The organism is Paenibacillus aceris, assembly GCF_017874035.1.
Taxonomy (GTDB): domain Bacteria; phylum Bacillota; class Bacilli; order Paenibacillales; family NBRC-103111; genus Paenibacillus_E; species Paenibacillus_E aceris.
Genome location: NZ_JAGGKV010000004.1, coordinates 56,379 through 74,580, shown reverse-complemented (window position 1 = coordinate 74,580; position 18,202 = coordinate 56,379). Strand labels below are relative to the sequence as shown.

Genomic DNA, 18,202 nt, shown 5'->3' with positions numbered 1-18,202 from the left:
GTCAACTTGGCCAGTGGAGGATGAATGGGTTGCTTAAAATGATGATTGTTGACGATGAACCGCTTGTTCGCCTTGCGCTTCAACATATGATCGATTGGCCGAGTATGGGGATTTCGGTCGAAGTCGAAGCTGCCGATGGAGCAGAAGCGCTTGATATTCTGGAGCAGCGTGACGATATCGATCTGATGCTGCTTGATATCGAGATGCCAAGGCTCAGCGGGATCGAGCTGCTGCGCGCTTTTCCAGCCATTGTGGAAAAGCGAAGACCTGTCACGATTATGCTAAGCGCCTATAGCGATTACAGCTACGTGCGGGAAGCCTTTTTGCTCGGCGCTATTGATTTCATCGTGAAGTCGGATATGGATGAGGAGCATCTTGTGCCTGTCATTCTGAAGGCGATCAGCGAGCTTCGTAAGCAGGATTCCCCCTCAACTCCTCTGCCGTCAAGCGAGGTCGAAGACGACGTTGACGCCAAAAGCGAAATCCTCCGTCAGCTTATCACGTTTGATCCGAATCAGCAGGAAGATGCGGTTGCCGTGGTAACAACAGATATTCACGAATGGCTCGGCGAAGCGAACCAGTTGGTTGCCGTTATGACGATTTCACAAGGTTCGCTGGGCAGCAGGCAGGAACGAAGCTTGCACGATGCGAAAACGCAGCGTTTTATTACCCAATCGGTGCAAACCGTGTTGGACGCCATGTCGATCCGGCACTTCATCTATCGTAAAAGCCAAACGGAGTATGTGCTCTTCTGTACCTTGGCCCAATATCGAAGCGAAAGTGTGATTCGTGAAAAGGTGCAATCCGCATTTGCCATGATGCAAACCCGGCTTATCCAGTATGTGAACGTGTCGATCGCCATCGGCGTCAGCGAGTTGGCCAGCGGAACGAAGCATTGGTACCGTTTGCACCAACAGGCAGCGCATTTGGTGGCGATGAGTTTTTTTGCCGGATGGAACAAAGTGTTTTACCCAGAAAGCTGCATGGATCAAGGACGGCAAGGAGCGAGTGCCGTACAGGACCATGTCCGCAAGCTGCAAATGACACTGAAAGCAACGGGCGCCAGTATCGCCCAACTGCTGGAACAAGAAAACGCGGAGCTGTGGAACAGGGAGTTTGAGCAAATGCAGCTGCTGCTCGGGCAAACGTGGGGGTGGAGACCACAGGATGTCCAAGCCGCGTTGGAAGATCTGCTCTGGGAGCTGGGAGGCTTGCTGTATCGCAAAGGCATACGGTGGGATGACCTGGAGCAAGAGCTTCAGCATCCTTTTGAATACCTGAAAAGCCTGGAAACGTTGGAAGAGACGAAGAACTGGCTGAATCGCATTTGCAGCAATTTGCATGGGCAGCTTCACGGGATGGCCAAAGCGGATGTCAGCTACAGCAGCGTTGTGGCGACAGCCAAACAGTTCCTTGATCTTCATTACATGGAAGACGTGAACCTGGCGTTAATCAGCGAGATGGTTGGTGTCAGCGAAAGCTATTTAAGCAAGCAGTTTACGAAGGAAGTCGGCAGCAATTTCATTCAGTATTTAACGAATTTGCGCATTGAGGAATCCAAACGCTTAATGAAGAAGAAAGGCTTTAAAATTACCGACATTGCGGAGAGCGTGGGCTATTTAAATGTCGAACACTTTAGCCGGATGTTCAAAAAGACGACAGGTTGCAGCCCCAAGCTGTATCGGGAAAGTCTGCTGAAGTGAGGCGGAGTGCCACAGGGATCTGAGGTCCGGGCGCAAAGCGCAAATAAGGGAACGCTAGAGCGCTATTTCAGCGATATTAGCCGTTTGAGCGTGCCAAAGTGAACTGAGGTCCGCTATTTCGGCATTATCGCTGGAAGGGGCCTCGTTTTGCGGCGGGAATAAGACCCTGTAGTTCCTCTTCAGCGCCCGAACCTCCGCTTTTCGGCAATATAACGCCCCATAGTTCCCCTAGGGAGGGAATGCTCGAAGAATAACGCTCGTCCTACGACGCAGACGTTTATTCCTGCATGCCCATGACGATACAAGTCGTATCATGCGATATTGTGTCGCATTTTGCGGAAATGCAAAATAGGAAATAAATCAACTTTTTGCGTAAAATTTTCAATAGTTGGAAGGAAAGAATGCTGTTACGATTTGTAGTGTTCGCTGACAAGGCAGCACAAAAACAGAAAGGGTGATAGATTTGCGCAAGTTATTGAAGACGCCTCTCAGAAAGAAAGCTTTATTAAGTGTCATGATGGCAGCTTGTATTTCTTCCAGCTTTACAGGCATTACAACGCTATTCCCGCTGAGTACGGCTCATGCGGCAGCAGCAGTTACTTACATAGGCTCTGCTCAGGCCCCGGCTCATAACCTAGCCTTATGGTACCGGCAGCCGGCGACGGATTGGGAAACACAAGCGCTTCCGATTGGAAACGGTTTCATGGGTGGCATGGTTTTTGGCGGTGTGGATCAGGAACATCTTCAATTTAACGAAAAGACGTTATGGACCGGGGGACCTCGTTCCAAGGCCGGAGGCGGAAGGGATGGCAATCGAGATGGCGCTGCGGATCATTTAGAAGACGTTCGTCAGAAATTAGCGAGCGGGGATGTAGCCGGAGCCTCGTCCGTTGCCGAGCAATATTTGACAGGGACTTTGAATGATTATCCGCAATTCGGCAACTATCAAAATTTCGGCGATATTTATTTTGATTTTGCGCTGCCTGCTTCTGTGACTGTGTCCGACTATCGGCGTGAGCTTGATTTGGAAGATGGGATCGCCCGAGTCTCCTACACGCAAAATGGGATTAATTATACGCGTGAGTATTTTATGAGCTACCCGGATAACGTGATGGCGATGCGGCTTACGAGCAGTCAACCGAATCAACTGAATTTTGATGTAAGGGTTACAAGCCCGCAGACGTCACCTTCGATCGTGGCTAATGGCAATACGCTGACCCTTAGCGGTAAGCTGGCCGATAATGAAATGGCGTACGAATCCCAGTTCCGTGTTCAATCGGATGACGGGACAGTTACGGCAGGCAGCGGAAAATTGACGGTTGCAGGGGCAAGTTCTGTGACCATTCTCATGTCGGCAGCAACGGATTATGCCAATCATTATCCCGATTATGTCGGAACGGATCCTCACCTAACCGTAAACAATACTCTGGCAGCTGCTTCAGCCAAATCGTATGAATCGCTGCGGACGCGGCATCTGGCTGATTATCAGTCGCTTTTTAAGCGGGTATCCCTTAATCTGAATGATAAGATAGCAACGATACCGACGGATCAGCTGCTGGCCGATTACAGGAGCACTCGCAACAGTGCGCTGGAGTCACTCTTTTTCCAATATGGTAGATATCTGCTTATCGCTTCCTCCCGGGAGGGGTCACTTCCCGCCAATCTGCAAGGTGTCTGGAATAATTCCAAAACACCGCCATGGGGAGCGGATTATCACACTAATATTAATCTTGAAATGAATTATTGGCCTTCGGAAGTAACCAACTTAAGCGAAACAGCCATACCGTATGTTGAGTTTATCGATTCATTACGAGCGCCAGGGCGTGTAACGGCCCAGAAGCATCACGGAGTAACCGGTTCCGGTTGGACGATCCATACATTTACAAGCGTCTTTGGCTATACAGCGCCAGGCTGGGATATCAGCACTTGGGGATGGCAGCCGGCGGCGGGGGCGTTCCTTTCCCAACAGCTGTGGGAGAAATACTTGTACACTGGCGATAAGACATACTTACGGAATAAGCTGTACCCGATTATGAAAGAAGCGGCTGAATTTTGGACAAAAACGCTTGTTACGGATAAGGATGGCACATTGGTATCTACGCCAGGGGTTTCGCCTGAGCATGGGACTTTAAGCATCGGGGATTCCTATGATCAAGAGCTTGTTTGGCAATTATTTACGAATTGCATCGAGGCGAGCAATGTACTTGGGATCGATGCGGATTTCCGAAATGAGCTCATTGATAAACGAAGCAAGCTCTCTATGCCGAAAATTGGGAAATACGGCCAAGTGCAGGAGTGGAAAGAGGATATCGATGATCCAAACGATCAGCATCGCCATATCTCTCATCTTGTTGGCTTATATCCCGGCAATCTGATCAATAAAGTGACAACGCCCGATCTATTCAATGCAGCGAAAGTGACATTGACGCAGCGCGGAGATGAAGCAACGGGGTGGAGCCGGGCGAACAAACTGAATTTGTGGGCGCGCATGCTGGATGGCGATCATGCTGAGAAGATTTTGCAAGGACAACTGGATGTTAGCACGAATGCGAATCTGTTTGACGAGCATCCGCCTTTCCAAATTGACGGCAACTTCGGCGGGACATCAGGCATTGCCGAAATGCTATTGCAAAGTCATACCGGCAGTATAGACTTGCTCCCGGCACTTCCTTCGGCATGGCCAAAGGGTGATGTGAAGGGTTTGAAGGCAAGAGGGAACTTTGAAGTGGATATGAACTGGAATGGCACAATACTGAAGAGTGCGACGATCACTTCCTTGCAAGGAAATGACGCTAAAGTGAAGGATAAAACTTTTACTCATGCAGGACAATTTCAAGTGCTGAAAGCGGCAGACAATACACCGGTAAGCTACACGGTCAGTGGAGATTCCATTGCGTTCCATACAGAAGCAGGACAACAGTATATGATCACTTCCACAGTTTCACCTCCGCCACTGCCACCGTCTAGTGTGGAATCACCTGCCCATACAGATACGAGTGTGGATTTGAAGTGGACGGCTCCGAACAGCGGAGCAAACGTTGCGGGCTACGTCGTTGAAGTTTATCAAGGTACGAATAAAATAAACAGCATCGATGTCCCGGAGGGAGGCACTAGCCTCAAGGTTACTGGATTAAGCGCGAAGCAGCTGTATCGTTTTGTGGTTTGGTCCAAAGATGCGAATGGGACTCTCTCTTCAAAAAGCGCGGAAACGACGGCATATACATTTATAGGCGATGTTTATCTGCAAAATTTTGATAACGGCGAGGTAGGAGGATGGAAGAAGACGTCAACGACCGGAAGCGCCACATTCAGTGTAGAAAGTAAAGCTTTGAAAGTCTCAGCTGCTCCAGTAGCTATCATGGTGGACGATAATTCCCCCGTTTATAAAGACGCTGATTTGGCTATAAAGCTGAAGATTCAGACGGGAACAGGCAGAGTCGGGATGCTCTTCCGATACAACGATGTGAACAACTATGCCGGTGTCATCTATGACTTTGGCAAATGGCTGTGGTATTACGTAAAGGATGGGACCGAGCATTACGGCGATCTAGCTTCCGTTTCGGTTACAAATGGGCAAACGTATGACGTCAATGCGAGCTTTGTTGATACTGATATAAAGTTATGGATCGATGGTCAACTGGTCGGTTCAGCGACAGTCGGAGATATCCTGAATGTTCCTGGAAAAATAGGTCTGAGAACGTGGTTCGATAGTAAAGTACTGTACATTGATGATGTTACGTATACGAACACTAGACCGTCGATCGTGAATCCAGTAACAGGAGTTCTGCTGGATAAAACTTCCGTAAGCCTAAAAGAGAATGAAACGGCAGAGCTGACGGCTGCGATTCAACCGGCAAATGCGACGAATCCAAACGTCAGCTGGGCAAGCAGCAATCCGTTGGTAGCTAAAGTAGAGGTTATCGGAGGCAAAGCAGTCGTAACAGGACTGAAAGAGGGGGCAACCGAAATTACGGCAACAACAACGGATGGAGGCTATCGGGCAACGGCTCAAGTGACCGTTACGAAGGCTAGTGCTGTCATGCCTTCGATAAAGGTCGACGATCGAAGTTCGGCCGTTGTGTATACGGGTTCGTGGAGTAATTACAACGATGGCGGGGATTACAGCGGTACAGAGAAATATAGCAACACAGCCGGCGACTCAGCTTCATTTACGTTTACCGGCACCTCCATTCAGTTGATCAGTATGAAACAGAGGAATATGGGCAATATCGATGTGTATTTGGACGGCGTGCTGGCTCAAGCGGATATTGATTGTTATGCGCCTAGTACGATCAAACAAGTAGTCTTATACAGTAAGACAGGGCTGCCAGCCGGACAGCATACGATTAAAGTCGTTGTCAAAGGAACAAAAAGTGCGCAAGCAGTGGATAAAATAGGCGCAATCGACGCCTTCGAGTACACTCCTGCTATAGCAGCTCCAAGTGTAACGGCCGATGATACGAACAATGTCATTGTGGGCGCGGACGCTAACATGGAATATTCCGTGGATAGTGGAATGAATTACACCAAGTATGGCGCAGCGCAAATCCCTGTGTTCAGCGGAGATCAAACCGTGCTGGTACGCGTTGCGGCAAATGGTGCAAACGCTGCGGGATTGACGAAGACACTGACGTTTACGGCGAATCCGATTCAATCCATCCAACTAACGAACATTCCGGCAGCGTTGAAGGTCGGAGATACGGTTAGCTCCATCGTTTATGCAGCTTACAGTGAGAACGAGATCTCGCCGGTTACTGAAGGGGTAACCTATGAGAGCGACCATCCGGAAGTAGTTTCTGTTGATGCTACGGGCATTGTCCGAGCCATAAGTGCGGGTCATGCAACAATAACTGCTGTTTATCGTGGTAAACAGGCATCGGTTGATGTGACGGTCACCGTAGACGAACCGGCAGCGACGTTAACCGGACCAAGCTCAACAGCAGCGGGCACTCCATTTGCCACTGCATATGGGCTAAATCATGTGCGGGATGTGTATGCACAAGATTTAACCTTAACGTATAACCCTGAACTTGTGACATTCATTTCGGCAGAATCACTCAAAGATGGCTTAGTCCTCGTAAATAAAGCGGAAAAACCGGGCCAAATTCGGCTTATTGCGGCAAGTACAGGCGTGAATGCAGCGAATGCAAACGGAGATTTGTTGTTATTGCACTGGAAAGCCCAATCGATCTTACATTCTCAGGTCGCAACGATTAAGTTAGCTGCTGTGAATGTGGCGAACGGCGAAGGGGTGGAAACTTCATTGCCAGGCAGCACCATTAACGTTCAAGTTACGGTTGATTCCATCATCGGAGACATAAACGGAGATAGAAAAGTGTCTATCGGGGATGTGGCTATGGTAGCTGCGGCCTATGGTAAAACAGCTGGAGATCCAGATTGGAATCAATATAAAGCAGCCGATATCAACAATGACCAAAAGGTAGACATTCTTGATCTAGCAGCGGTTGCAGCAAAAATTTTAGAATAACATCCAGGGCTGCTTCTTCTTTATGAAGGGGCAGCCTGGTTCAAAAAACATCAAAACTAAAGCAAAAAAGATCATTTGTATGCGCTTGCAATAAAAGTATGATTAAGACATGACAAAGAAGCAGTCAAGCCATACATCGCGTATATAATGATACATGTCGTATCATGTCGAAAACTCGCGAACGAGGGCAGGTAACAGGGGAACCTAATCAGAGAGGGTGAATGGTTGCATGAAATCTAGTAGTCGCAAATTGAAAAAGAGCGTAACGGTATCGTTAGCCTTGCTAACGGCACTGCAAATGTACGCGGTTGTCCCAGGGGGTACAGCGCTCGCCGCAGATGGAGATGCCTATTTCCAGGATTACAACAACGGACAGGTTGGCGGTTGGAAGAAAGCTTCCGGCAGCGCCACTTTCAGCGTAGTGAACAACATGCTCAAAGTCGTTACTTCCGGGGTGACTTTGATGGTTGATGACAATTCGCCATCCTATCAGAACGCCGAACTGGAAACAAAGCTAAAGGTCGAGAGCGGGCAAGGCAGATATGGATTCCTGTTCCGGTATGTGGATGTGAACAACTTTGCCGGCGTGGTTTATGACAACGGCAATTGGCTCTATTATTACTATAAAAACGGTAAGGAATCCTACGGCACAATTGCCTCCAAAGCAATGTCTACGAACCAAACCTATGAGATTAAAATCAGATACGTGGACTCGGATATTATTCTATGGATCGACGGGGAGAAAGTAGCTGCTGCAACCGTCGGAGATATGCCATCAGCGCCGGGTAAAATCGGCATGAGAACGTGGTTCGACAGTAAAACGATGTACCTTGATGATACCAAGGTTACCCCCTATACGAAGCCGACACCTCCTAAGCCGGACCCGAATGCCGTTAACTTTGTGTCTGAATCGGGCACTCTAAAAGCTGAATTAGACAGTACGTTCCCGCGTGTAGACAACTACGTGTGGAAAGCAACCGGCGCTGTCATGAACGGGCAGAAGAATTATTTATACGCTGTCAAAATCAATGGGGAAGAGTATTGGCCGAAAACGACGGCGGAAAAAGTGGGCAACAGCGTCATCTACACAATGAATATTGAAGAGCTGGCCGTTCAAATGAAGGTGAAAATGGAAGTGGTGGACAATACGCTCGACATGAAGTTCACCGAAATTCAAGAAAACGGATCGGCCAAAGTGAAAACCATTGAATTCCCGAACCATAGTCTGGTCTCCGTATCTTCGACACAGCCGAAAGCGCAGGAGACGGCAGCGTGGTTCACCGGTGAGTGGAATAAAGTATTTGAGGAATATAACGACCTGAAAAACGGGGCGCAAAACTTGAATCCTAGCGGCCGCACATTCGGATTCGTCAATTCCGATAAATTGGCGGCGACGATTGTCAATAACGTCATCAATGGCAACGATAAAGTGCGCACTAGCGTATCGGATGCCGCGCCAGGCGAGAAAGTTGCGGCGCTGGCAAACGGCGCTTGGACGTACCGTGAAAGCATGGCCGTCCCAACTCCAGAGGCGCTGCCATGGTCGAAGGTCATTATTACGCCGGATGCGAATAATGACGGTATTCTTGACTGGCAGGACGGAGCCATCGTGTACCGCAGCCATTCCGATATGCCTTACGGAAGCGACATGATTAAAGATAATATTTCGTGGATCAGCATGAACATCGCAACGACAGGAATGCCGTTTCTGCGTTCCCTTGACCACGCCAAGAAAATTGCCCATTTGACCGACGAATTCGGCCAAATTGTTCTGCAGAAGGGTTATCAAGCGGAAGGTCACGATGATTCTCATCCGGATTATGGCGGTCACATCGGCATTCGCCAAGGCGGAAAGGATGATTTCAACTACTTCCTGACGGAAGGTAAGAAGTACAACATCAAAGGCGGCGTGCATATCAATGCCACAGAATATCACTTGGACGCTTTCCAAACGAAAATGGCCAACCTGATTGCGCCGTTAAGCAAAGGCTGGGGTTGGCTTGATCAAGCCTATTACGTCGATCAGCGTAAAGACATCGAGTCGGGCGAATTGAAACGGCGCTTGGACATGCTGAAGGCAGATACAGGAAACAATTTAGACTTCGTTTATGTCGATGTGTATACAGGAGCAGGCTGGAATGCGAAGAAGCTGGCCGATTACATCAACGGTAACGGGTGGATGCTGGGGACAGAATTTGCCGGTCCACTGCAGGAACAAGCCTCCTGGGTCCACTGGGGAACAGATCCTGGGTACCCTAACCAAGGGGATGACAGCAAAATTGTCCGCTTCATTCGCAACACGAATGTGGATGGCTTCATGAGCGATCCGCTTTTGAAAGGCAACAAGCAATCCGGTGTCGGCTACTGGCAGCCTAACTCCCAATTCTACAGCTACCAGGAAGTGACGAAGACGTTCTTTAACCAGAACTTACCGACGAAGTACATGCAGCATTTCCCGATTATTAAAATGACGAATGATCGCGTCGATTTTGAAGGCAATGTATCGGTCGCACGCTCTGGAGACGGAAAAATTCATTTGACTAAAGACGGCAATGATATTGCGATTATGACAGATAGCAGCAATGTGAGTAACAGTACGGTATTTATCCCTTGGGATCCGGTGAAAGAAGATAAGATTTACCACTGGAATCCGGCGGGCGGCAGTACGACTTGGAAGCTGCCGGCTTCTTGGGGGCAAGTGCAGACCGCGAAGTTGTATAAGCTTACTGACGTAGACCGTCAGTTTGTAGGCGATGTGAACGTATCAAACGGACAAGTGACACTGTCGGCTGATGCTAATGTTGGTTATGTGTTGTACAAAACAGAAGCTCCGCAGGAACCTGAAACGGTCTGGGGCGACGGCAGTCCGGTCAAAGATCCGGGCTTTGACAGCCAGAAGTGGGCAACTTGGAGCAAATCGTCTTCCGGTGGAACAACGGATCACATCAGCCTTAAGAAAAACAGCAATGCTGACGATTATCTGGAGGTAAAAGGGCCAGGGGATGCGAAAGTAGAGCAAGTGATTACAGGACTTGAACCGGGTAAAACCTACAGCGCATCCGTTTGGGTGAATGTAAACGGAACAGACCGTAAGTCCTCCATTAGCGTGAAACAGGGAGACAAGGAAGTATCCAATTACTTGGAAGATACGAAGCTGAAATATTTCGCTCCGCAGCACAAATATTACAACACGAACTTCCAACGCGTGAAAGTGAATTTTGATGCGGTTAGCGATACGGCAACACTTGCGCTGAACGTAGCGCCAGGCACTGCAACGGTTTCTTTCGATGATGTAAGGATATGGAAAAATCCGGGGAAAACGGATGCAGCAGGCACTGTTCTCAACGAAGACTTCGAGAATGTCGATGAAGCTTGGGGACCTTTCGTTTATGCGAAGGCAGGCAATGTGCAGACACACATGGTGGAAAAAGGCGAAAATCAAGTGAAATCGTACGTGTTGGACGGCAACTTCTCGCTGAAAACGAATGAAGGCGGAGCGGGCGAATGGCTGCGCACACTGCCTCAAACGCTGCGTCTGGACACAAATAGAAACTATCATTTGACAATGCAGGCTAAAGCCGATGTGGCAAATCAATACACGGTTGCCGTTCGCGTAAATGATAATGGCACGGTGCGTGACCTTGCGACCAAAACGCTGCCAGCGGGAGCAAGCTCCATTGACTTGACATTCGCGACAGACAATGCGAAGAATGCTTATCTCGCCATCGTAAAAGGCGCAGACAATAGCAGTGCCGAGCTCGGAGGTCAGCTCGTTGTAGACAACATCCGCGTCACAGATGAGACGGTTGCTCCTGTAACCGGTGTTGTGCTCGACAAAACGGCCGTTTCCATCGGAGAAGGCCAAACAGTTGAGCTGAAAGCAACGGTGCAGCCAGAGAATGCAACGAACAAGAACGTGACTTGGGCCAGCAGCGACGAAACGATCGCTAAGGTTGAAGTTGTTGACGGTAAAACAATTGTCACAGGTCTAAAAGCAGGCAGTGCCGCCATTACAGCGACAACGGCAGACGGCAGCTTCCGGGCAACAGCGCAAGTCACGGTAACGAAAGTGATAACAGTACCTGCGACAACGTTGATCGCGTCGCCGGCTACCGTTCAAACGGGTCAAACCTTCACAGTGCGCTTAGGTTTAACAGATGTTACACAAGCTGTTTATGCACAAGATCTGACGATTGCCTACGATCCTACGCTGGTGGAATATGTCTCGGCTCAGTCTGCTCAAACAGGCATCAGCATTGTGTCCAAATCGGAGGCAACACCTGGCAGCGTTCGATTCATCGTTGCGAGCCAAGGTGCTGGTCATGCCATCAGCGGCAGCGGCGATGTGCTTGAACTGACCTTTAAAGCGAAAGACATCCTGCAGCCTGCCGAAGGCCGGATTGCAGTGACGCAAGCTTTGCTCGGGGATGCTGCTGGAGCGGAAACGAGCGCAACGCTTGGATCCGCAAACGTCTCCATCACGACTCCGCCTCCTGGTACGCCTGGCGATGTCAACGGCGACAACAAAGTGTCGATCGGCGACCTTGCGATGATCGCAGCGAACTATGGTAAAGATTCGTCCAGCACGGATTGGTTGCTTGTGAAGAAAGCCGATGTCACCGGCGACAACAAAATCGATATTGACGATTTAGTGAAAGTGGCAAGGCTGATTATCGAATAACGCTGTACATGAACCGTTGACCCGAGAGAAGAAGCTTGAACAAAGTGTTCACTTTCGGGTCTTTTCATGATTAATGGGAGGTTAAGATGTGAGGAAGCTCAAGCATACAATAAGCTCTGTTCTCGCAAGTACACTTATCGTTTCAGGTCTCATTCCAATTTCTACGGCAGCGGCGTCAACGGATCCCAATGTGACGTACACGAATAATTTTGAGAGCGGTTCAGAAATCAATCTGGCAGACAAAGGTTCTGTTACCTCTGACACGGCAATTAGCGCAAAGGCCGCATACTCCGAAATGAATGGCCAATTCCTGGCAGCTAAAAATCCGAATGGCGGAAACGAGATTTTTTATTTTGACGATATGCCCAATGTCGCAAATGGTACGTTTGAAGCAAAGCTCAACATTGACGGCGGGATTTCGGAACAATTCGGCCTTATTGTCAGGTATCAAGATCCTACGCATTATGCGATGGTATCCCGCGATCCGAACGGCTGGTTATGGGACGGGTATAACGGGGACAGCGAAAAATGGGGCACTTACCTAAACAAGACGTTAAAGCTGGATCCCGGCAAAACTTACGCATTGAAAATGACATTCCAAGGAGATACCTATGAAGTTTTCCTCGACGGAGTTAAAGTTTACAGCTCGACGTCAGGCGGCGCCCTGCCCCTTGCAGCAGGTAAAGTCGGTTTTCGGTCCTATTATTCTACGAAGACTTTAAACATTGACGATGTGAAAGTGACGGATAGCGATAAGGGCAACGCTGTTGTATACACAAGGGATTTCTCAAGCGATTCAGCGCCAGGCTTACATATGAGTGCGGCAAATGCCAATCTTCCCCAATATGCATTAAAAACACCGCTGCCCGGTTTTGATGGCAAAATTGCGCAAGTGGTTACGACAAACGGTTCAAGTCAAGTGGTTGACAGTAAATCACCCTTAGCATTGAACGGCACGTATAGCGCTAAACTCCAGCTTAGCGGCGTTTACCAAGAGGCAGGGCTATTATTCCGTTATGTGGACGAAAGCAACTGGAGTTCGATCAGAACCGATAGCGCCGGGAATTGGAAGTTGATCGGTAAAAAAGACGGAAACGATGTTTCCTTTAACTTAACAACGACTCCGCAGCCTTTGAGCTTGGGTACTGCTCATCAGGTAACACTTACTTACACAGGTGATCAGTACGCTCTTTCCGTAGACGGAAATGCCATTTACTCTGGCACACAAATAGGAATGGCCGTGGTCCATGGCAGCGAGGGTTATTTTGCAAGCTCCTCTGGGACATTAACGGCTTATTTGGATGATATGCAAGTGACGTATAACAAAGATGATGTATACACTCCCCCTAAACCAACAACCTATGTACGAAATTATGGTGACGGCATAACGGGAACATGGAACAAAATCGATGGTACAGCTTACTCGCCTGTCCCTGCCATTGCAAATAATAAGCTGAACATCAACAATTTGTTTGGCGAAATTTACGATAACGACTCCCAGCCAATACAAGACGGTACGTATACGATTAAATTCAGAACGAATATCGATACGGGACGTATCGGCTTTATTTTCAGGTATATCTCTCCAGATCAGCCTTACGCCATGATTTATTATAATGTGAATGGCAATTGGGGCTGGCAGACAGATGCTTCGCATTATGGCGATCTGACAACCAGTGGTCCGAATATTGAAGCCAATAAGGACTATACCTTGAAAATAAAATACATTGGTAAAAACATTAAAGTATGGTTGAACGATACCTTAGTGTGTACGGGAAGCGCGGATTTCCCGGTCGCGGAAGGCAAGGTAGGCTTGAGAAGCTGGTTTACATCCAAAAATATAACCGTCTCCCAAATTTCTCAAGAGGCCTATACACCGCCTACGCCTCCTCAACCGACTGCCCTGCAGCCGATTACGATTGCTTCCAATCAATTAAGTGTGAGTATGGATAATCGCTTCCCAACGGTACGCAGCTATACCTGGCTTGGGAATGAAGCTCCAAATGCAACCCTGCAAGGTCAAAACGATTTCCTGTACAACGTAAAAATTAACGGCAACGATGGATTTGCAACCGTACGAAGCGCAACCAAAACAGCGGAGGATTCGATTGTTTATCAGCTGGATGTTCCCGTTGTTGACGACAATACAGAAGAAGCAGCCGGCAGCGTGAATATGTCGGTCACCTATAAAGTAACTGGCAGCATTGTAAACATGCAGACACACATCAACAGTGAGCCTGCTGGCTACAAAGTACGCACTGTCGAATTTCCAAACCATAAGTTAGTTACCGTCTCCAGCAGTAATCCGAATGCGCAAGGGGCTGCCTCATGGGTTACGGGGGAATGGAATAAGATGAATGATGAATTTTATACGAATGATGCGACGGTTGGGACAAAACTCAAAGATCAAGATGCAGGCTCCAGGCTTAGGACTTATGGATTCGTGAGCGATGGTCAATTAGCGGCAGCGATCATGAATGACGTTGTGGAGACACCTTCAAAGGTGATCATGAACATCGAGGCTGAAAGCGATGGTACGAACAAGCAGCTATCGATGTGGAATGGGGCTTGGACCTCTAGAGGCGATCTAATCGATGACAGCAAATTCCCGCCGAAATTTGATTTCTCCTCAAAAATTATGATTACGCCGGACAAAAATGGGGATCACACAGCGGATTGGAAAGACGCCGCCATCGATTTCAGAAGCCTTTGGTCGCAAAATCTTCATCCAGGCGCCAATGAAATCAATAACTATGTCTCCTACATCGCGATGAATTTCAATAGTATCGCGCAAAATCCATATTTGCGCACGCTGGACAATGCGAAAAAGCTCTACAATCTTTACGACGGATTCGGCCAGCTTATTTTGGAAAAAGGGTATCAGGCCGAGGGGCATGATGACAGCCATCCGGACGTTGCCGGGCATTTTGGCATCAGAGAAGGTGGTCTCAAGGATTTCAACACGCTGGTGGATGAAGGGTTAAAATACAATGTAAAAGTTGGCGTCCATACGAATATTGATGGTCAAGATCCGGATGCCTATTATGCCAAACCAGAAAATTGGGGAAGCATGAGCTCGAACTATGACTGGGTTGATCCCACGTATCCGACGGATCGCGCCAAAGATTTAGCAGGTGGTGATCTAGAAAGAAGATATACGCAGTTGAAACAAGAAGTCCCGAACCTGGCTATGATCTACGATGACGTCTATAGCGGCGCGGGCTGGCATGCCAACCAATTTTCTAATCTTATTCAGAATAAATTAGGATTTTGGTTCGCGACAGAATTTTCCGGACCTTTGGAGGAAAACGTTATTTGGACCCACTGGGGGACGGATCCATATTACCCAAGCAAAACGCCGGGAAGTCAAATTATTAGATTCATCAAAAACCAATATCAAGATACTTTCCAGGCACCGAGTCCCTATACCAGTATTCTCTTGAAAGGGATGCTGCAGGCAGGCGTAGGAACTTGGCAGGGCAGAACGGACATCCAGAACGGCATCGATTTATTTTACAATAACAATTTAGTTACGAAATATATGCAGCACTTCCCGATCCTCAATTATACGCATGATGAAACGGGTATGGATAAAACAGTCGTTTTCTCGGGCGGGGTCGTAGCTTCCTTGGACGAATACCATGCCGATCCGGCGGATCCGAACTTTATGATCGGTACGGCTTCACTTAAAAAAGACGGCAAAACCATTGCCAAATATGACGTACTGAATCATAAGGACTGGGGAGACACCGGTGTTGGACAGCTGGATGTAAGCAAACAACAGAGCCAGTTATTCCTGCCATGGGATCCGCAAACGGAATCGAAAATTTATTACTGGAATCCTAAAGGCGGTGCAACAACTTGGGAGCTGCCGAATAGCTGGAGCGGTTTAACCTCAATTGAAATGTACAAACTTACTGATACTGGACGTGTGTGGGATCGAACGCTGCCTGTTTCGAACGGTGCTGTTACGATCAGCAATACGACCATCGGTATTCCTTACGTCATCTATAAGTCCAAGTCTGAGGAACAGAATGCGTCAACGCAGAAAGCAAGCGATTGGGGCTTTGGGGGTCCATTGAAGGATCCTGGCTTCGACAGCGGCGCTTTTGAGTCTTGGCAAAAGACATCCTCAGCCGGCGCAGCTGCAAGCAACGTCACGGTAGAGCATGATGCGATGAAGAACAGCTTCCTAAAAGTGACGGGCAAAGATGATGCCACAGTCACACAGACCGTATATGGACTTAAGCCGGGCAAAACATACACGGCTTCCGTTTGGTCTGACATTAACAACGCTTCAAGCACGAACGGTAACGAGTATAAGTCGCCTAGCACTTCAGACAGAAAAGTAACGATAGGTGTAAAAGACTATGGCGGCCCGGAAATAACGAATTTTATCAGCTCCTCTAAGATCAGGAATTTAGAAGAGCCTAGCAAATTTAAAAATACGTATTATCAAAGGATGAAAGTTGATTTTGTGGCAGACCCTTCAGGCAAAGCGACTATTTTCTTGAAAGCGGACGCCGTGGCGAGCGGTCCTTCCAATGTTTGGTTCGATGATGTGAAGCTTTGGGAGAACCCGGGCAAAACAGAGAATGGAACGCATTACTTCTATGAAGACTTTGAGAATGTATCCGAAGGTTATGGTCCGTTTATGTTCCAAGCTGCTGGAAGCGGCGGTCAGACGCATTTGGCTGAGAAAGCAAGCGATGCGCTAAAGGCTGCGGACCCGAACATTTCACAACCGATGCATTACGTGATTGACGGGAATTTCTCATTGAAGTCAAATGAACAAGATTTTATCACGAATGCCGGCACGCCTCTTGTTTCAGAGATTTTGGCAACCGTGCCGTCGACGCTAAAATTATTGCCTAATAAGCATTACAAGATCGGCCTTAAATATGAGGCGAATAAAGGCGGATTATACCGATTATCTGCGAAGTCGAGATCAAACGGTCCTGCTTTTAACGTATCTTTATCGGAAGCGACAGGGACAGGTAAATCCAACATTTCAGGCTTTACGCTGCCAATTATTAAATCTACAGGAACGGCAAACGCCGTATTAGAGTTTGACACAGGGAATTACAGCGATTATTACATTGCTATCGAATCGGTGAAGCAAACAGCTCAGCCTCAGCTCTCCGCCATCGATGTTGTTTTGGTAGTCGATGATTTGTATGTGGACGATTTGTCTGCTCCGCAGGCAGAAGTGACAGGAGTCGCAGTGGATCACTCGACGCTTAGTTTTGAGGTTGGCGGAGCCGCGCAGCAGCTTACAGCTAATGTCGCACCGGTAACGGCAGCGAACAAAGCAGTGACGTGGAGCTCAAGCAACACGGCGGTAGCAACAGTAGATGCGGGCGGACTAGTTACGCCAGTTGGCGCAGGAACGGCTACGATCACAGCGAAGACCGTGGATGGCGGATTTACGGCATCAGCTACGGTTGTCGTTACGGCTCCGGTCGAGCAACCCGTTAATGCGACATTAAACGGAACTGCTGCCGTTATTGCAGGTGGATCGTTTGAGCTGACTTACAGCCTGACGAACACGCATGGCAATTTCTTAGCTCAGGATATGACGTTTACCTATGATCCGGCGAAAGTCGAATTTGCCGGAGCACAGCCTGTCCTGGATGGATTTAAGATTCTGGAAACAAAGGAAACGCCAGGTCAAGTGCGAATTGTTGCTGCCCGTGTCGGAGCCGATCCGGCAGCGCCGTCGGACGGCGATTTGTTGAAGCTGCAATGGAAAGCCAAATCGCTTAGCGAAGCGGCAACGGCTACCATCGCGATAACCAAACTGGTGATTGCGAATGCGCTGGGAGAGGAAACCTCAGTGAAGGCCGCTTCCCACGACGTAGCCATCGCATATGTAGACAAAGCGGCGCTTAACGCTCTCATTGCAGAGGCGCAGCAAACGCATGACGCAGCAGTGGAAGGCACGCATGCCGGAGAGTATCCGACAGGGGCGAAGGCAGCGCTGCTTGCAGCCATTAGCAACGCTAACGCAGTAGCTGGCAATGCGGCAGCTACTCAGCAGCAAGTGCAGCAAGCTGCGGCTGAATTAAGCGCGGCGCTTCAAACATTCCGGTCTTTGATTATTACCGGAACTCCGGGAGATCTGAATAATGACGCCAGAGTTAGTATCGGAGATTTGGCGCTTGTTGCGAAGTACTACGGAAGCTCTTCTGCTGATGCGGATTGGAATTCCCACAAGTTTGCAGATCTCAATCAAGATGGCGTTATCGATATTGCCGATCTTGCCTTTATCGCTAGATTGATCTTGAACTAGCGACAGGTTTTCCTAAAATACCGTCAGGATGGAACGTC

General features: G+C 48.5%; 4 protein-coding genes. All 4 read left to right on the top strand.

Annotated elements, in window-relative coordinates; translation table 11 throughout:
* Positions 1-38 precede the first annotated feature (38 nt).
* The 4 genes from J2Z65_RS09610 (at position 39) to J2Z65_RS09595 (ending at position 18,164) form a co-directional block, all read left to right on the top strand.
* Positions 39-1,703: a response regulator transcription factor gene (locus tag J2Z65_RS09610; RefSeq protein WP_240159535.1), complete on the top strand. Its 1,665-nt coding sequence runs from the start codon at positions 39-41 to the stop codon at positions 1,701-1,703.
* 463 nt (positions 1,704-2,166) lie between these two features.
* On the top strand, positions 2,167-7,191 hold the full coding sequence (locus J2Z65_RS09605) for a DUF4073 domain-containing protein (protein WP_167053266.1): 5,025 nt from the start codon (positions 2,167-2,169) through the stop codon (positions 7,189-7,191).
* Positions 7,192-7,420: 229 nt separating this feature from the next.
* Positions 7,421-11,872, top strand: a complete 4,452-nt coding sequence (locus J2Z65_RS09600) for an endo-alpha-N-acetylgalactosaminidase family protein (protein ID WP_167053268.1) — start codon at positions 7,421-7,423, stop codon at positions 11,870-11,872.
* Positions 11,873-11,960: 88 nt separating this feature from the next.
* Positions 11,961-18,164 carry an endo-alpha-N-acetylgalactosaminidase family protein gene (locus J2Z65_RS09595; protein ID WP_167053271.1) on the top strand — a complete coding sequence of 2,068 codons (6,204 nt, stop codon included), beginning with the start codon at positions 11,961-11,963 and terminating at the stop codon, positions 18,162-18,164.
* Positions 18,165-18,202: the final 38 nt, after the last annotated feature.

Coding starts and splice junctions, on each gene's coding strand:
- J2Z65_RS09600 (WP_167053268.1), top strand. CDS start 7,421: ATGAAATCTAGTAGTCGCAAATTGAAAAAGAGCGTAACGGTATCGTTA.
- J2Z65_RS09610 (WP_240159535.1), top strand. CDS start 39: ATGATGATTGTTGACGATGAACCGCTTGTTCGCCTTGCGCTTCAACAT.